Annotated in this window: 15 protein-coding genes; 3 read left to right on the top strand and 12 right to left on the bottom strand. The window is 60.4% G+C overall.

Going from position 1 to position 16669, the window contains the following annotated elements; translation table 11 throughout:
- Positions 1-7: 7 nt before the first annotated feature.
- Together glpQ and glpT are read right to left on the bottom strand one after the other, a co-directional pair.
- Positions 8-1060, bottom strand: a complete 1053-nt coding sequence (gene glpQ, locus ACOTZB_RS13065; protein ID WP_421627333.1) for a glycerophosphodiester phosphodiesterase — start codon at positions 1058-1060, stop codon at positions 8-10.
- Positions 1061-1071: 11 nt separating this feature from the next.
- Positions 1072-2424 carry a glycerol-3-phosphate transporter gene (gene glpT / locus ACOTZB_RS13060; protein WP_421627331.1) on the bottom strand — a complete coding sequence of 451 codons (1353 nt, stop codon included), beginning with the start codon at positions 2422-2424 and terminating at the stop codon, positions 1072-1074.
- A 252-nt stretch (positions 2425-2676) separates the two neighbouring features.
- Between glpT and glpA the strand changes: the two genes are divergently transcribed.
- The 3 genes from glpA to glpC are packed head-to-tail and all read left to right on the top strand — an operon-like array spanning position 2677 to position 6699.
- A complete protein-coding gene (glpA, locus tag ACOTZB_RS13055; RefSeq protein ID WP_421627329.1) occupies positions 2677-4305 on the top strand; it encodes an anaerobic glycerol-3-phosphate dehydrogenase subunit A in 1629 nt (542 codons plus the stop codon).
- A complete protein-coding gene (glpB, locus tag ACOTZB_RS13050) occupies positions 4295-5512 on the top strand; it encodes a glycerol-3-phosphate dehydrogenase subunit GlpB (protein WP_421627327.1) in 1218 nt (405 codons plus the stop codon). Before glpA ends, glpB begins: the two co-directional genes overlap by 11 nt.
- Positions 5509-6699, top strand: coding sequence for an anaerobic glycerol-3-phosphate dehydrogenase subunit GlpC (gene glpC / locus ACOTZB_RS13045; protein WP_421627325.1), 1191 nt, complete (start codon positions 5509-5511; stop codon positions 6697-6699). Before glpB ends, glpC begins: the two co-directional genes overlap by 4 nt.
- 33 nt (positions 6700-6732) lie before the next feature.
- On the opposite strand, the gene ACOTZB_RS13040 is transcribed toward glpC, so the two are convergent.
- From ACOTZB_RS13040 to ACOTZB_RS12995, 10 genes are all read right to left on the bottom strand, one after another.
- Entirely contained in the window at positions 6733-7932 is a 1200-nt protein-coding gene (locus ACOTZB_RS13040) for a nicotinamide mononucleotide deamidase-related protein YfaY (RefSeq protein WP_421627323.1), read from the bottom strand.
- Between the two features lie 93 nt (positions 7933-8025).
- Positions 8026-8565, bottom strand: a complete 540-nt coding sequence (locus tag ACOTZB_RS13035) for a YfaZ family outer membrane protein (RefSeq protein WP_045354282.1) — start codon at positions 8563-8565, stop codon at positions 8026-8028.
- Between the two features lie 124 nt (positions 8566-8689).
- A complete protein-coding gene (gene menE / locus ACOTZB_RS13030) occupies positions 8690-10051 on the bottom strand; it encodes an o-succinylbenzoate--CoA ligase (protein WP_421627322.1) in 1362 nt (453 codons plus the stop codon).
- On the bottom strand, positions 10048-11013 hold the full coding sequence (gene menC, locus ACOTZB_RS13025; protein ID WP_421627321.1) for an o-succinylbenzoate synthase: 966 nt from the start codon (positions 11011-11013) through the stop codon (positions 10048-10050). The genes menE and menC overlap by 4 nt, the downstream gene beginning before the upstream one ends.
- Entirely contained in the window at positions 11013-11870 is an 858-nt protein-coding gene (gene menB, locus ACOTZB_RS13020) for a 1,4-dihydroxy-2-naphthoyl-CoA synthase (RefSeq protein WP_023312524.1), read from the bottom strand. The genes menC and menB overlap by 1 nt, the downstream gene beginning before the upstream one ends.
- Positions 11867-12643, bottom strand: coding sequence for a 2-succinyl-6-hydroxy-2,4-cyclohexadiene-1-carboxylate synthase (gene menH / locus ACOTZB_RS13015; RefSeq protein WP_421627319.1), 777 nt, complete (start codon positions 12641-12643; stop codon positions 11867-11869). Before menH ends, menB begins: the two co-directional genes overlap by 4 nt.
- On the bottom strand, positions 12640-14310 hold the full coding sequence (menD, locus tag ACOTZB_RS13010; protein ID WP_421627317.1) for a 2-succinyl-5-enolpyruvyl-6-hydroxy-3-cyclohexene-1-carboxylic-acid synthase: 1671 nt from the start codon (positions 14308-14310) through the stop codon (positions 12640-12642). The genes menH and menD overlap by 4 nt, the downstream gene beginning before the upstream one ends.
- A gap of 88 nt (positions 14311-14398) precedes the next feature.
- Positions 14399-15694: an isochorismate synthase MenF gene (gene menF, locus ACOTZB_RS13005; RefSeq protein WP_421627316.1), complete on the bottom strand. Its 1296-nt coding sequence runs from the start codon at positions 15692-15694 to the stop codon at positions 14399-14401.
- Positions 15695-15780: 86 nt separating this feature from the next.
- Positions 15781-16086 carry a stress response protein ElaB gene (elaB, locus tag ACOTZB_RS13000; protein ID WP_008500219.1) on the bottom strand — a complete coding sequence of 102 codons (306 nt, stop codon included), beginning with the start codon at positions 16084-16086 and terminating at the stop codon, positions 15781-15783.
- Positions 16087-16139: 53 nt separating this feature from the next.
- Entirely contained in the window at positions 16140-16601 is a 462-nt protein-coding gene (locus tag ACOTZB_RS12995) for a GNAT family N-acetyltransferase (RefSeq protein ID WP_193806098.1), read from the bottom strand.
- Positions 16602-16669: the final 68 nt, after the last annotated feature.

Genomic DNA, 16669 nt, shown 5'->3' with positions numbered 1-16669 from the left:
CCTTTTTCTATTTTAAGAACGTCACCGCTTTATCCGGGAAATCGGTAAACAGCCCGTCCACGCCCGCCTGGTTATACAACACCTCATAAAGCTGATTCACATCCGTGGCATATGGCGGCAGCTGGTCTGCACGCACCGTATACGGGTGGACCTGCATCCTGCTGGCGTGCGCCTCTTTCACCATCGCCGTCAGCTTTACGTGACCCGGGGAGGAGCCTTCCGCCACCAGCATGTGGTAATCCGGCCCGATGCCGTCGGCGTACTGCGCAATCTGCTTCATCGCGCCCGGCTTAAACATCCAGTCGTAGTTATAGTTCACCCACTTGCCGTCCGGCTGTTTCTCCTGGGTTTCATTCCAGTCGGTATAGGCAATCAGCTGCACCAGATTGAGGTTCATCCCCATCTTCGGCTCCAGCTCGGTTTTGATGCGCTTCAGCTCGACGGCGTCAAAGCACTGCAGGTAAACTTTGTCCTGCTTGCTGGTGTAGCCGTACTGTTTGAGCACCTCCAGCGTTTTCGCGGCGATGTCTTTCCCTTCCTGATGGTGGAACCACGGCGCTTTGATTTCCGGGTAGATACCGATATTTTTACCGGTTGAATGGTTCAACCCCTGAACAAACTCAATCTCTTCCTGAAAGGTATGGATCCGGAAGTCAGATTTGCCCATCGGGAAGCGTCCCGGATAGACCTGCACCTTCTTGCCGTTTTCAATCTCAAAGCCTTCGGTAAACTTCAGAGAGCGGATCTCCGCCAGCGTGAAGTCAATGGCGTAGAAACGACCATCTTTGCGCGCGCGGTCCGGGAAACGTTCCGCCACGTCCGTCACGCGGTCCAGATAGTGATCGTGCAGGACCACCAGCTGGTCGTCCTTCGTCATCACCAGATCCTGCTCCAGATAATCCGCGCCCTGGGCATAAGCCATCGCTTTCGCCGGGAGCGTATGCTCCGGCAGATAGCCGCTGGCACCGCGGTGGGCGATAACGATTTTATCCGCCGCCAGCGCGGAGCCTGTCATCAGGCCCGCCAGCAGCAGGCCGGTTGTTACGTAAGATAATTTCATCGCAATGCTCCTTATTGACGACGCGCCAGCACTTCCGCGTGGTGACGTTTTTCACCGATCATGACAACAATGAGCAGCAGTACCGCCAGCACGCTACCGCCGATCATCACCATAAAGCCTCCGTCCCAGCCGAAGAAGTCAACGGTGTAGCCCACGATGGCGCTCGCCGCGACCGAACCGCCCAGGTAGCCGAACAGACCGGTAAAGCCTGCCGCCGTGCCCGCCGCTTTTTTCGGCGCCAGCTCCAGGGCATGCAGACCGATCAGCATCACCGGACCGTAAATCAGGAAGCCGATAACGATCATGCAGGCCATATCTACTGATGGGTTGCCCGGCGGGTTGAGCCAGTACACCACGGTCGCGATGGTCACCAGGGTCATAAAGAAGACGCCCGTCGCGCCGCGGTTGCCTTTAAACACCTTATCTGACATCCAGCCGCAAAGCAGCGTGCCCGGGATCCCGGCATATTCATACAGGAAATAGGCCCAGGAGGACTTATCCAGCGCGAAGTGCTTCACCTCTTTCAGGTAGGTTGGCGACCAGTCGAGGATGCCGTAGCGCAGCAGGTAAACGAACACGTTCGCCACCGCGATGTACCACAGCAGCTTGTTCGGCAGGACGTACTTCATGAAGATCTGTTTTGCGGTCAGCTCTTCTTCGTGCTCCTTGCTGTAATCATCCGGATAGTCGTTTTTGTACTCTTCAATCGGCGGCAGGCCGCAGGACTGCGGCGTATCGCGCATCAGCGCGAAGGCGAAAATCGCCACGACGATGGCGCCGAAGGCAGGCATATAGAGCGCCGCATGCCAGTCGTTGAACCAGGCCATCCCCAGCAGGAACAGCAGAGGCGGAATACCGCCGCCCACGTTATGGGCGCAGTTCCACACCGACACGATGCCGCCGCGCTCTTTCTGCGACCACCAGTGCACCATGGTACGCCCGCACGGCGGCCACCCCATCCCCTGGAACCAGCCGCAGAGGAACAGCAGGACGAACATGACGGCGATGCTGGAGGTTGCCCACGGCACAAAGCCCATGAACAGCATGACCGCGGCCGCCAGGATCAGGCCGGCGGGCAGGAACACCCGCGGATTCGAGCGATCCGATACCGACCCCATGATGAATTTGGAAAAACCGTAGGCGATTGAGATCCCCGACAGCGCGAACCCCAGATCGCCGCGGGAGAAGCCCTGCTCCACCAGATACGGCATCGCGAGCGCGAAGTTTTTACGTACAAGGTAGTACGCCGCGTACCCGAAGAAGATCCCCAGGAAAATTTGCCAGCGCAGACGGCGGTATAGCGGATCAATTTCTGCCTCTGGCAGACGCGCCCTGTGCGGCGCAGGTTTGAAGATACTGAGCATAACAGCCTCCGTGGCCTTGAATTGAATGGGCAGGTGGCTCGCACCTGAATTCCAGAGGCGGGGATGTTAAGAAATCACGGTGATTGTTACTGTGAATCAACGCACAGATTGTTACAGAAATATGACAGAATGCGCAAAAAAGCGCATGAAATCACGTTCCACTTTCGAATTTCGCGCGTTTATGTTCGAAATCAAACAAACCACACTATTGATATGGCTAAATGATAAAAAAACGAACATAGAGGGTAAACAATGACCATTCACGATCCTCGCTACAGCGATGTGATAATCATTGGCGGTGGCGCAACCGGCGCCGGGATCGCACGCGACTGCGCCCTTCGCGGCTTAAGCGTTACGCTGCTGGAGCGCCACGATATCGCCACGGGAGCAACCGGGCGTAACCATGGCCTGCTGCACAGCGGCGCGCGGTACGCGGTTACCGACGGTGAATCCGCACGCGAATGTATTGCTGAAAACCAGATCCTCAAGCGTATCGCCCGCCACTGCATTGAGCCGACCGACGGCCTCTTTATTACTCTTCCCGAAGATGACCTCGCCTTTCAGGACACCTTTATTACCGCCTGCACTGCTGCAGGCATTCAGGCTGAGGCCATGGACCCGGCGCTGGCGCGGCGGCTGGAACCGTCTGTTAACCCGGCGATTATCGGCGCGGTTAAAGTGCCTGACGGCACCGTTGATCCCTTCCGCCTGACCGCCGCCAATATGCTGGACGCCCGCGAGCATGGCGCACGCATTCTGACCGGACATGAAGTGACCGGGCTTATCCGCGAAGGTCATCGCATCTGCGGCGTCCGGATCCTTGATACGCAGTACAACGAACACAGCGAGCTGTATGCCGCCGTGGTGGTTAACGCGGCGGGGATCTGGGGGCAGCGCATCGCGGAATACGCGGACCTGTCGGTACGCATGTTCCCGGCAAAAGGCTCGCTGCTGATCCTCGACCACCGCATCAATAACCACGTGATTAACCGCTGCCGCAAGCCGTCTGATGCCGATATCCTCGTCCCGGGCGACACCATTTCGTTAATCGGTACCACCTCAACCCACGTCGACTACAGCGAGATTGACTACAACCGCGTAACCGCCGAAGAGGTCGACGTCCTGCTGCGCGAAGGGGAAAAACTGGCTCCGGTGATGGCCCAGACGCGTATTCTCCGCGCCTACGCGGGCGTACGCCCGCTGGTCGCCAGCGATAACGACCCGAGCGGGCGTAACGTCAGCCGGGGCATCGTGCTGCTCGATCACGCCGAGCGCGACGGCATGGACGGGTTTATCACCATCACCGGCGGCAAGCTGATGACCTACCGCCTGATGGCCGAGTGGGCGACCGACGCCGTCTGCCGCAAGCTGGGCAATACCGAACGGTGCGTGACGGCAGAACAAGCTCTGCCCGGCTCACGTCAGTCCACCGAAAAAACGCTGCAAAAAATCATCTCCCTGCCCGCGCCGCTGCGCGGATCCGCGGTATACCGCCACGGCGACAGAACGCCACCGTGGCTTGGTGAAGGAAGATTGAGCCGCAGCCTGGTGTGCGAGTGCGAAGCCGTGACGGCCGGTGAGGTGCAGTACGCGGTGGAGAACCTGACGGTCAACAGCCTGCTCGATCTCCGCCGCCGCACCCGCGTCGGAATGGGGACCTGTCAGGGCGAGCTGTGCGCCTGTCGTGCCGCCGGGCTGCTGCAGCGTTTTCATACCACCACCGCCACCCAGTCGCTCGATCAGCTCAGCGCGTTTTTAAACGAGCGCTGGAAAGGCATTCAGCCTGTCGCCTGGGGCGATGCCCTGCGCGAAAGCGAGTTTACCCGCTGGGTCTACCAGGGGCTTTGCGGTCTGGAGAAGGAGCAACGCGATGAAATTTGATACCGTGATTGTCGGCGGCGGGCTGGCAGGCTTGCTCTGCGGCATCAGGCTCACGAAGCAGGGGCTGCGCTGCGCCATTATCACCCGGGGGCAGAGCGCCCTGCACTTCTCGTCGGGCTCTCTGGATCTGGTGGACGAAGCGTACCGCGATAAGCTGCCGCCGGAGCACCCGTATCACCTGATTGGCGCCCAGCATATTGACCGCTTTGCGCTGGAAACCGAAGCGCTGCTGGCGGAGTGCGGCGCGCGTCTGCAGGGCAGCGCCAGGTTCAATCACCAGCGCGTCACGCCGCTCGGCACCTTGCGCTCTGCCTGGCTCAGCCCGGAAGAAGTGCCCGTTGCTCCCTTCAACGCCGCACGCGTGCGGGTCGTGGGTATTAGCGGCTTTCTGGATTTTCAGCCCCATCTCGCGGCGGCGTCGCTTTGTCGCCAGGGCGTCAATGCCGAAACGGCAGAGATTGAGCTGCCTGAGCTGGATGTCCTGCGCGACAACCCGAGCGAGTTTCGCGCGGTGAATATCGCCCGTTTTCTGGATGACGAGGACAAATGGCCGCTGCTGTATGACGCGCTCAGGCCGCTCAGCGACAGCTGTGACGCCCTGCTGATGCCCGCCTGCTTTGGTTTACGCGACAACCGGCTCTGGCGCTGGCTCTCGGATCGTCTGCCCTGCTCGCTCGGCCTCCTGCCAACCCTGCCTCCTTCCGTCCCCGGCATTCGCCTGCACACCCAGCTCCAGCGCCAGTTTGTTGCCCAGGGCGGCGTGTGGATGGCGGGGGATGAGGTGAAGAAAATTACGCTGATGGACGGCGCGGTAAGCGAAATCTGGACGCGAAACCACGAGGATATTCCGCTTCGCGCCCGCTTTACGGTGCTGGCAAGCGGCAGTTTCTTCAGCAACGGGCTGCTGAGCAGCCGGGAGGGCATCCGGGAAGCCATTATGGGACTCGATGTTCGCCAGCGAGCCTCCCGCGCGGACTGGTATCAGAGTGATTTCTTCTCGCCGCAGCCCTGGCAGCAGTTCGGCGTGATTGTCGATAACCAGCTGCATCCGCAGCTATCCGGTAAGCCCGTCAGAAATCTCTTTGCCATCGGTTCGCTGCTGGGCGGTTACGATCCCATTGCCCAGGGATGCGGTGGCGGGGTCTGCGCCGTCACGGCGCTGTATGTGGCAGAGCAGATTAGCCAGCGCACGGAGGCTGAACAATGAACGATACCCGTTTTGAAAGCTGCATCAAATGCGCGGTGTGTACCACCGTCTGCCCGGTCAGCGGCGTGAATCCACGCTATCCCGGGCCAAAGCAGGCCGGGCCGGACGGCGAGCGTCTGCGCCTGAAGGACGGCAAGCTGTACGACGAGGCGCTGAAATACTGCATCAACTGCAAACGCTGCGAAGTCGCCTGCCCGTCGGATGTGAAAATCGGCGATATCATCCAGCGCGCCCGGGCGCGCTACAGCACGCAAAAGCCGACGCTGCGTGACGCTATTCTGAGCCATACCGATCTGATGGGCAGCGTCTCGACGCCGTTTGCCCCGCTGGTGAATGCCGCGACCTCCCTCAAAGCGGTGCGTCAGCTGCTGGATGCCACGCTGAAGATAGACCATCACCGCAGCCTGCCGAAATATTCTCACGGCACCTTCCGCCGCTGGTACAAATCCGTCGCGGCGGAGCAGGCGCAGTACGCCGATCAGGTGGCCTTTTTCCACGGCTGCTATGTGAACTACAACCACCCGCAGTTGGGTAAAGATCTGCTGAAGGTGCTGAACGCCATGGGAACGGGCGTTCAGCTACTGAACAAAGAGAAGTGCTGCGGCGTACCGCTGATCGCCAACGGGTTTACCGATAAAGCGCGCAGGCAGGCTCAGAGCAATGTTACTTCACTGCGCGAAGCGATTGTCGATAAAGGTATTCCGGTGCTGGCGACCTCGTCCACCTGTACCTTCACCCTGCGCGATGAGTACCCGCATCTGCTGGACGTGGATAATACCGGCCTGCGCGAGCACATTGAGCTGGCGACACGCTTCCTGTGGCGCAAGCTGGACAGCGGGCAGACGTTGCCGCTGGGGAAATTGCCCCTGAAAGTGGTGTATCACACGCCGTGTCATATGGAGAAAATGGGCTGGTCGCTCTATACGCTTGAGCTGCTGCGGTTAATTCCGGGCCTGGAGCTGACGGTGCTGGATTCGCGCTGCTGCGGGATTGCGGGAACCTACGGCTTTAAGCGTGAAAACTACGAAACGTCGCAGGCGATCGGCGCCCCGCTGTTCCGTCAGATTGAAGAGAGCGGCGCGGATATCGTGGTAACGGACTGCGAAACCTGCAAGTGGCAGATTGAGATGTCCACCGGCAAGCGCTGCGAACATCCGATTACCCTGCTGGCGAAGGCGCTGGGCTGAACAGTGCCGGGGCGAAAGGCCCCGGCAAAGGCATTACTCCACGAACAGCGACTCGACAACGTTAATCCAGCCGTGCTCGCTGGCGACTTCTTTACCGTTCAGCCAGCGGCGCAGCATGTTCAGCGCCATCATTGCGCAAACCTCCTGACGCACCGCCAGGCTGTGGCGGGTGATACTCATTTTTACCCGCAGGGCCCAGGTGCCTTCCGGCGTCGCCAGCGCGAAGTTAAGGTATTCCTCGTCCAGCCCGCCGACAAACAGCGCCAGACCGGCAAAATGCTTCACCCTTCTCTCGGACGCCCAGCGGGCGGTCTGCGCCAGAGTCTCCTGCTGGAACGGCACCACTTCGCTGGCGAGCAGCGGCGCGTTGACGCGCGACAGCTGCAGCGCCAGCAGGCCACCGGTGAACTGCTCGCTTAAGGTCACGCTCAGCTGACGCGACTGCAGATGCGTCGCAATCTGCTCGGGCAGCCCTTCCGTCCCTTCAAAGATCAGGCTTTCGCCCGCCACGCGCTGCACCTCGGGCCACAGGGCCAGCATCGCCTCTTTCTGTTCGGCCGGACCTGTCAGCTTAAGTTCAATGATCGGCATGGAGGATCGGTAGCCCATGGAGACGCCCGGCGGCAGCGGGAGAGTATCAAGACTCTGGGCCAGATCGCTTTCCGAGCGGCCAAAGGTGGTCAGACGCAGGCACAGCGGCGGTTCAGGCAGGGTAAAACGATCGCGAAGGCGCGGCAGGATCTGCTGCTCGACCATCACTTTAAATTCTGAGGGCACGCCCGGCGTGAAGAACATCAGGCAGCGGTTCAGCTGCATGGCAAACCCGCACGCGGTACCCACCGGGTTATCGACCAGCTCGGCGCTGGCGGGAATTTCAGCCTGTTTGCGGTTGCTGGGGGCCATGACGCGGCCACGCTCGGAGAAAAAGCGCTCCATCTGCGAAAGCCACGCCTCGTGCAGCACCAGCCCTTCGCCTTTTGCGGTCGCGGCGGCCAGCGCGCTGAGATCGTCGCTGGTAGGGCCGAGTCCGCCATTCACAATCAGCACGTCGCACTGTTCGCTGCGCTCGCGCAGAATAGCGACCAGCGACTCAAGATTGTCGCCCACCGTATTGCGGCGCGTTAACGGTAATCCTTGCTCAAAGAAAAGATCGGCAAGCCAGGCAGCATTGGTATCAATAATTTGTCCATGCAGCACTTCGTCGCCGGTGGATAACATCTCCACGTTAATCATTATGTTCTCCCGCTTATTTGGTCAAAACACTATAGCGCAAACGCGGGGTGGAGAAGAGAGAAACTGGCGCGACAGAACGCCGCGCCGGAGTGATTAGAAGCCTGCGCTGACGCCCACGTACGGGCCGTCGGCCAGCGCGTTGTCGCGGTTGCCGTCTTTGCCGGCCAGGTTCAGATAGCGATAGCCCGCTTCGATGGTAATCGGACGCATGATGGTCCAGCGCGCACCGGCGTTGGCCTCTTCATAGCTTTCGATACCGCTTGAGAGGGAGTCCGGCGAATAGTAGTACTCACCAAACAGGCCGAAGCTGTCGCCAATTTTCCACTGCAGGCCGCCGCCCACTGCCGCCGCGTACCCTTCGTCACCGTCATTTGGGTTGGTATAGATACCTTTACCGCCGACGGTGGCCAGGAACGGGCCAAGAGGAACGTTCAGACCCAGGCCGAGGCTCGCCGCGTCGCCGTCGTCATCGTTATGCGTCCAGCCGCCGGTCATCGCCAGACCGGAAGTCTCGGTACCCATGCCAAAGCCCAAGTGGGTATAATCCTGACCCGCCGAGCCGTTAATGCTGATGGCGTTAGCCGCCGCAGATACAACCATCAGGCCGAAGCCCACGAATGCCACTTTTTTCATTGTCGTGATCCCGCACAATTATTATAAAGAAGTCCCAAAACCGCGAGATTTTAACCGGAGTCTCCTGGGGATCAAGCACTCTGCGTGCGGCAGGTCAGTAGATTGTAATTATTTGAAACGGCTATTATCCCTTCAGCGAGGCGTTCACCCACTGCTGCAACGCGCGGCGCGAGACTTTAATGCCGCCATTTTTGAGTTCGGTCGGCAACAGCAGCCAGCGGACGGGTTGCTCAAAACGCGCCACCTTATCCCTGACCCAGTCAGGTAAACAGGTGATATCCGTTCCCGGCTCGCACTCCACCACCGCCACCGGACGCTGTCCAAACTCGGCGTCGTCCAGCGGAACGATAAACACCTGGTTAATCTGCGGATGGCGGGCGATAACGCGCTCAAGGCTCTCCGGCTGGATCCCTTCTCCGCCGCTAAAAAAGAGGTTGTCCATGCGGCCGAGGATCGTCAGGCGGCCGTCATGCCATTCACCGCGATCGCGGGTAGCGAACCATCCCTGCGCGTTGGTCAGCGGAACCAGTTCGCCGTTCCGCCAGTAGCCTGAGGCCATGCTCTGCGCCCGGATCCAGACCTCGCCGTTAACCACCTGCACCTCTCTGCCCGGCAGCGCATAGCCTACGTCCGGCTCGCCGTCCGCCGCTTTCGCGCAGACGGTAGAGGCAAACTCGGTCAGGCCGTAGCCGCAGAAGGTATGAATACCCTGCTCTCGCGCCTGCTGCGTTAATTCCACAGGAATGGCGGCCCCGCCCAGCAGCACCGCTTTCAGTGCGACAGGCTGGTGGGTGTTAAGCAGACGCCAGAGCTGGGTCGGCACCAGCGAGGCATGAGTGCAACCACGCAGAGCCTGCGCCAGCGGCTGTTTCTCGCGCACGGTTAACCGCGCGCCGGCCTGCAGCCAGCGCCATAAAATCCCCTGGCCGGAAACGTGAAACAGCGGCAGCGAAAGCAGCCAGTCGTCATCTTCGCCGTAGGGCATCAGCGCCAGCACGCCGCGCGCGCTGGCGAGATGGGCGTCGCAGGTATGCACTGCCGCTTTCGGCAGCCCGGTGGAGCCGGAGGTTAGCGTCATGGACGCCAGCCGCGCCGGTTGCCACGCAACGCAATACGCATCGGCTGTCTCGCGCATGCTCAGGGCAGGAAGACCGTCGCAGGTACCGTCCAGCACCAGCGCAAAGCGCAGCGTCATCTGCGGGAGCAACACGTCCAGCAGCGGGCGCGGCAGCTGCGGATTCACGGGAAGAATACGCGCCCCGCACTGGAGCAGCGCCAGCCACGCCAGCAGGGTATGCGGGTGATTATGGGCCAGCAGCAGCACGCCGTCGCCCTCCTCCACGCCCTGACGGTGAAAGCCCGCCGCAAGGCGGTCGACGCGCGCGCACAGCTGTTGCCAGCTGAGCACCTCGTCGTTCAGCCTCAGGGCCGGTTTATTGGCAAACTGCGTGCACCAGTGCCGCCACGGCCAGTCGGAAAAACTCATCGCAGCGGCTCCAGCGACGCGACATCAAGGCACGGCAGCGCGCTGTCCGGCCACGGGCGAAGAAGCTGAGCCTGCATCAGGTTCAGCGTGTCGAGGCCAGGGATGGTATCCGGCGTTAACCAGGCGGCAATGCGCGCCAGCTGGGTTAGTCCAAGGCTGGACTCAATCGACGAGCTGATGACCGCCGTCAGCCCAGAGGCGTGCGCCGCCGCGACCTGCTCGCGCACCTTCGCCAGGCTGCCGGTCAGCGTCGGTTTAATCACCACCGCGCTGACGCCGGGCTCGGCGACAAATTCAAAATCGTCCTCGCGCAGGCTTTCATCCCAGGCGATGGCAATCCCCGTTTCGCGGGCAAACGCGCGCGAATCGTCGCGGGTTTTGCACGGTTCTTCGAGGAAGGCAATGCGGCTGCGGTACGCCGGATTGACGTACTTTGCGAACTGCTGCGCCTTGAGCGGCGTCCAGGCGCGGTTAGCGTCCAGACGCAGATGAAGGTCGGGGATCGCCTCCAGCAGCAGGTTAGCGACCATGCCGTCGCGCACCGCCTCGTAGAGACCGACTTTAATTTTCGCCACTTTCTCGCCCGGCATGGTGGAGAGCATCGCGAACAGCTCGTCAGGATCGCCCGTACAGAGCGGTGCCGCGCGGTAGTTAGCCTCTTCAGGCAGGCTACCGTCCAGCTCCGCCAGCGCGCAGCTGATGCCAAAAGCCGCGGAAGGCACGTCCGGCAACGCCGGATCCGCCCCCTCACGCCACGCGTCTGCCCACGCCAGCAATACAGACTGCGCGTCATCCAGCGACTCCAGGCTAAATCCCGGCAGAGGAGAAATCTCGCCCCAGCCTTCCCGCTCGCCCTGCTGCAGATGCACGAAGAAGCCGTCACGGGTTTTTAACCGCCGTTCACGCAGCACCACGCCCGCGTCCATCGGTATCTGCCAGCGGTAAACCTGCGCGCGACGCATTACGGGTTCCGTTTGTATTTGCTGAAGTCCGGCTGGCGTTTTTCGTTAAACGCGTTGCGCCCTTCCTGACCCTCTTCGGTCATGTAGAACAGCATGGTGGCGTTGCCCGCCAGCTCCTGCAGACCCGCCTGACCGTCGCAGTCGGCGTTGAGAGCGGCCTTCAGGCAGCGCAGCGCCATCGGGCTGTTTTGCAGCATTTCGCGGCACCAGCGAACGGTCTCTTTTTCCAGATCGGCAATCGGTACTACGGTATTCACCAGGCCCATATCCAGCGCTTCCTGGGCGTTGTACTGACGGCACAGGAACCAGATTTCGCGGGCTTTTTTCTGTCCGACGATGCGCGCCATGTACGAGGCGCCCCAGCCGCCGTCGAAGGAGCCCACTTTCGGACCGGTCTGGCCGAAGATGGCGTTCTCGGCCGCAATGGTCAGATCGCACATCATGTGCAGCACGTGACCGCCGCCGATGGAGTAGCCCGCTACCATCGCCACCACCGGTTTTGGACAGGTGCGGATCTGACGCTGGAAATCGAGGACGTTCAGGTGGTGGGTACCCGCATCGTCCTGGTATCCGCCGTAGTCGCCGCGCACTTTCTGATCGCCACCGGAGCAGAACGCTTTGTCGCCTTCGCCGGTCAGGACAATCACGCCGATGTTGTCGTCGTAGCGCGCATCCGCCAGGGCCTGAATCATCTCTTTCACGGTCAACGGACGGAAGGCGTTACGCACCTGCGGACGGTTGATGGTGATTTTGGCAATGCCGTCGGTGGATTTGTGGTAACGAATGTCGGTGTAGCCTTCGGAGCAGTCCTGCCATTCAACCGGGGCGTAAAGCATGTTTTCATCAGGGTAGATCATAGAGTGTCCTTTATTCGATAACGCAGTATCTGAGCCAGACTCGCGATAACCGCATCGGGGTTTTCCCGGTGGGCGTTGTGTCCGGCGTCTGGAATGGCATGGCGAACGGCGTTCACTTCCGCGGCAAGGGTCGCGAACTTCTCATCCCGTTCGCCATAGAGATAGTCAAAAGAGAAATCGCGTGCGCTAAGCGCGGCACGCAAATCTGGCTGCACGGCCAGCGAGGTCGCCTCGAGCATCATCGCCAGCGTCGCGCCGTTGTTCTGGCTGCGCAGGGTAATCAGCGCCTCGCGCTGGGCGTTCGTAAGGGAGGCAAACACGGGCTGTTGGTACCAGTCAGCGAACACCTTATCCAGCGGTTCGGTGCGAAAACGCGTTGCCCAGCGGCGGTCTGAGGCCAGCCGCGCACTTCTCGCATCTGCATCCTGAAGGCCCGGATGTCCACCTTCAACAATCACCCCGAGCAGCCCCTTCGGCTGCTGGCAGGCATGAAACATCGCAATGCGGCCGCCGAGGGAGTACCCGATGAGCCAGAACTTAAGTATGTTGTAACTAAGAAGGGTTCGGGTGAGCAACGTGCTCATCTCGTCAAACCCCGTAACGCCCAGATTCCGGGATCCGCCGTGACCCGGCAGATCCAGATACAGCCGGGGATAATCGCTGAGCCCTTCACCGACCCTCTGCCACTCGCGGCAGTCGCCGGAAAAACCGTGCAAAAAGACCAGCCAGGGATAGCCCGGTTTGCCAGCCTGCTGCACGCCCGAGAGGATCACAGGTGGCTCACCTGCGCCAGCAGGCTTTGCAGGGCCTGCGCACCGTCAGCCTCGTTCACCACCAGCTCAATCAGCGTCGCGCCCGGCTGTTTCCAGGCGCTGCTTAACGCCGCGTCCAGCTGCTCCCAGCTTTCCGGGCGATGGTATTTCAGGCTAAACATCGCCGCGGCGTGTTCGAACTGCACGTTCTGCGGCATCAGATAGAAACGCTCGCGCTCGCTCTGCGGCGTAGGCAGCAGGGAGAAAATCTGCCCGCCGTTGTTGTTGACCACAATCAGCACAAACGGGGCTGACGCCTGACGCAGCAGCGCCAGCGCGTTAAGATCGTAGAGCGCGGAGAGATCGCCCACGATCGCCAGCGTCGATTTCGCGCTGGCGCGCTGCACGCCCGCCGCCGTGGAGATCAGCCCGTCGATACCGCTGGCACCGCGGTTGCTGTACACCGGGTAGCCCGCGGGCAGCTTCGAGAAAGCGTCAATCAGCCGCACGACGAGGCTATTGCCGACAAACAGCTGCCCCTGTTCAGGCAGGTACTGGCGAATGCGGTGCGCCAGCCCGGCTTCGCTAAACGCTTCACAGTGCGCTTTGGTCAGCTCCCACGCCTGGCGCGAAAGGTCCGGGATGGCCACCGCCCAGGGCTTGCGTTTTTCAGCCGGATGAAGCGTCAGCCAGGCGTCGATACTGCTGACCAGACGACGCCCGCGGTGATGCGCCGGGTCAAGCCGTCCCTCCAGCGAATCCACCAGCCAGTACTCTTCCGGCGTGCAGGTGGCCTGCCACTGCAGTAACCGTTTGCCGGTCAAACTCGATCCAAGCTGGACAACAATCTGCGCCTGCGCAAGCTCGGTGACCGCTTTCGCGTTACCCAGCCAGAGGTCGGCACACGGCAGTGGCTGACCGGTCTGGGAAAGCACATCGCCTATCAGCGGCCAGCCGAGGGTTTGCGCCCATTCGGCAACCAGTTTGCCTTCGGCGGCGCTCATGCGCCCGGCAATCACCACGCCGCGCTTCTGCCGCCAGAAGAACCAGTCGCGCTGCTTCGCGCTCTCAAGATGCGTCTGCTCGCGCAGCCACGGTTTTTCACTCTCCCACCAGTCGCCGAGGGACTGCTGCCAGTCAAGACCCGTATCGTCCAGCTCGCCATACAGCGGCTCGGCAAACGGGCAGTTGATATGCAGCGCCCCGCTGCGCAACGTCTCCATAGCGTGATCGACGGTGGAGACCAGCCAGCTTGCCGGAATATCCTGGGTGGGACGCGGTAACGAAATCGTCTGCGAAGGATGCGAAGAAAAGAGCCCCGGCTGGCGAATGGCCTGATTGGCACCGCAGTCGATAAGCTCAGGGGGACGATCGGCCGTCAGTAAGATCAGTTTTTCACCCGTTAATCCGGCTTCAATCAGGGCCGGATAGAGGTTCGCCACGGCGGTACCGGAGGTGACAATCACCGCCACAGGTTCTTTGCTGACCTTCGCCAGCCCCAGCGCCAGATGGCCGAGGCCGCGTTCATCAAAGTGGGTGTGGTGAATCAACGCCCGGTTTTCTGCGGCCGCCAGCGTCAGCGGCGTTGAGCGAGAACCCGGTGCAATACACACGTGCCTGACGCCATGGCGCGTCAGGGCTTCAAGGATCACCGCCGCCCAGCGTCGGTTAAAAGAACTTACTGACATGAGATTGTCCGGTATCAAGAATACGACACAGTATAAATAATAGAAAAAATTGGAATTTTGATATGAATCGGGATTGCGCGAATCTGTATTAATCCCTTAGGAGCAGAGAGCGCAATCCGGCGGCTTTGTTTTCAATCTCCTGCCACTCCTGCTCCGGGTCAGACCCGCTGACAATACCGGCGCCGGCGTAGAGCCGCAGTGAGTCCTCCTGAACGCGCGCGGAGCGCAGCGCCACGCAGAACTCACTCTGTTCGGGGGATAAGTACCCGGCCGAACCGGCGTACCACTCGCGGTTAAAGGGTTCAACCTTCTGGATAAACTCGCGCGCGGGCTGTCGGGGTAATCCGGCAACGGCCGCGGTCGGCTGCAACATGAGCAGGCACTGCTCGTCGTCGGCCTGTTTGAGCTCGGTCCAGATACAGCGGCGCAAATGCTGCACCTTACGCAGGCGTACCACCTGGGGGGGCAGTACCTCAAGCGTCTGCGTAGAGTGCTGAAGACGCTGGCAGATATCTTCCACCACCAGCATATTTTCGCGCTGGTTTTTATCATCATTCAGCAGCCACTCGCCGAGACGCTGCGCCTGGCTATCATCGTTATGGCTGGCGGCGGTGCCAGCGAGCGCTTCCGTGCGCAGCAGCTTGCCGCGCCGCCGCCAGAGACGCTCGGGCGTAGAGCCGAGAAACGCGTTGCTGGCGTCAAATACCATGCAGAAATGATAGCAATGTAAATTCAGGGCGCGGCTGGCGGCCATTAGCGCGACAGGGTTAACGCGCTGCGAGAACTGCAGATCGGTTGCCCGGGCGAGAACCACCTTTTCAAAATCACCGCGCGCGATGGCCTCCGTCGCCGTGCGGATAAGCTTCAGCCATTCGGCCTGCTGCGGCTGATGGGTTTCGTGCTCAACATGCACGGAGAGCGGACGGATAGATTTGGCAGGACGGAGCTGCTGTAAAAAATCCTGCGCGACGCGGGCATCCTCCACAAGCGAGCGGTCGCTCCAGAGCTGAAGGCGCAGCGTGGCGTTGCCGGCAGTACGCCGCCAGAACAGTCGCGGTAAAAATAGGCTCCCCTGTTCGGGGTTAAAGGCGTTCAGGCCGCAGATACGAGTATCACTTGCCGCATTTTGCTCGCGCAAAAACTGCGAGGCTAATGCCAGAGAGGAAAATTGGTTGACCGCCCCCAGCGCGGCCAGCTCTTCATCGCCGTTACGCTGCTGCCAGTAAAACTGCGGATAGCACCGCTGCTCGCCCAGCCAGGCGAGGGGATCGAAAGCATCGTTTAACGGGAAAGAGACGTCGAAATGACGTATGCCGGGTGCTGCGGGTAACGCTTGCGACAGCTGGGAACGCAGTTGCTCCAGCGCGAGGAAAATCGAATTCACGCGAACCTCTCCCTGTTAAAACCTCGTATTATACGGGGTACTGGCAATAAATAGCAGTACCCACGTATAGGGAGTGGTTAAGCGGCTTAACGACGGGCTAACAGAAGCCCCAGAACCAGCCCCACGGCAGCACCCACCCCAATACCCTGCCACGGTTTTTCATGAACGTAATCATCGGCACGGTACACCGCTTTTTTGGCACGATAGTAGTAGGTATCAGACGCATGGCTGACGCGGTTTTTCACTTCATGCAGCGCCTGCTCGGCACGGGCTTTTAGCTCAATATATTTCTGATCGGCAGGGTCGCCGGACGAACGTAACACCTCTTCCAGCGTTTCGCTCAGTAAAGCCAGATCGTCGTCGATACGGGTATCCCAGGATTGAAATGACATAGTTTTCTCCATGTTAGTACACCAGTCCGCTAACTATAGCCAACGCGATGCCATTACGCCTGTTTCACTTCCCGCGCCATGCCGATGTGCGGAATGCCATCTTCATCGTAGACCTGCGTCACCGGCGCAAAACCAAAGTGGCCGTAGAAGGACTGCAGGTGTGCCTGCGCGCCCAGGTATAGCGCCTTGTCCGGCCACTGTTTCCGGCACGCCTCCAGCGTTTTTTCCATCAGCTGATAGCCCAGTTTTTCACCCCGCGCGTTGCCGCTGATGATGACCCGACCAATCACCACGGGCTCAAAATCGTCTTCGCTTTTCAGAATCCTCGCATACGCCACCAGCTCGTTATCCCGCCAGCCGAGGATATGGCGGTTCTCACCAACGAGGTCATCGCCGTCGATGTCCTGATACGGGCAGGTCTGTTCTACAACAAATACTTCACAGCGCAGTTTAAGCAGCGCGTAAAGTTCATTTACGGTGAGGTCACTATGATGTAAATCTTGCCACTGGATCATGTCAGTCTCCTTCCTGGGGTTCATCACGTTATACTAAACCCCTCCCCGTTCGGCAAAGGGCTGATTGC

It is taken from the genome of Enterobacter cloacae complex sp. SHL020, assembly GCF_049236945.1.
Lineage (GTDB): Bacteria > Pseudomonadota > Gammaproteobacteria > Enterobacterales > Enterobacteriaceae > Enterobacter > Enterobacter dykesii.
This window is presented reverse-complemented; position numbering and strand designations above follow the sequence as displayed.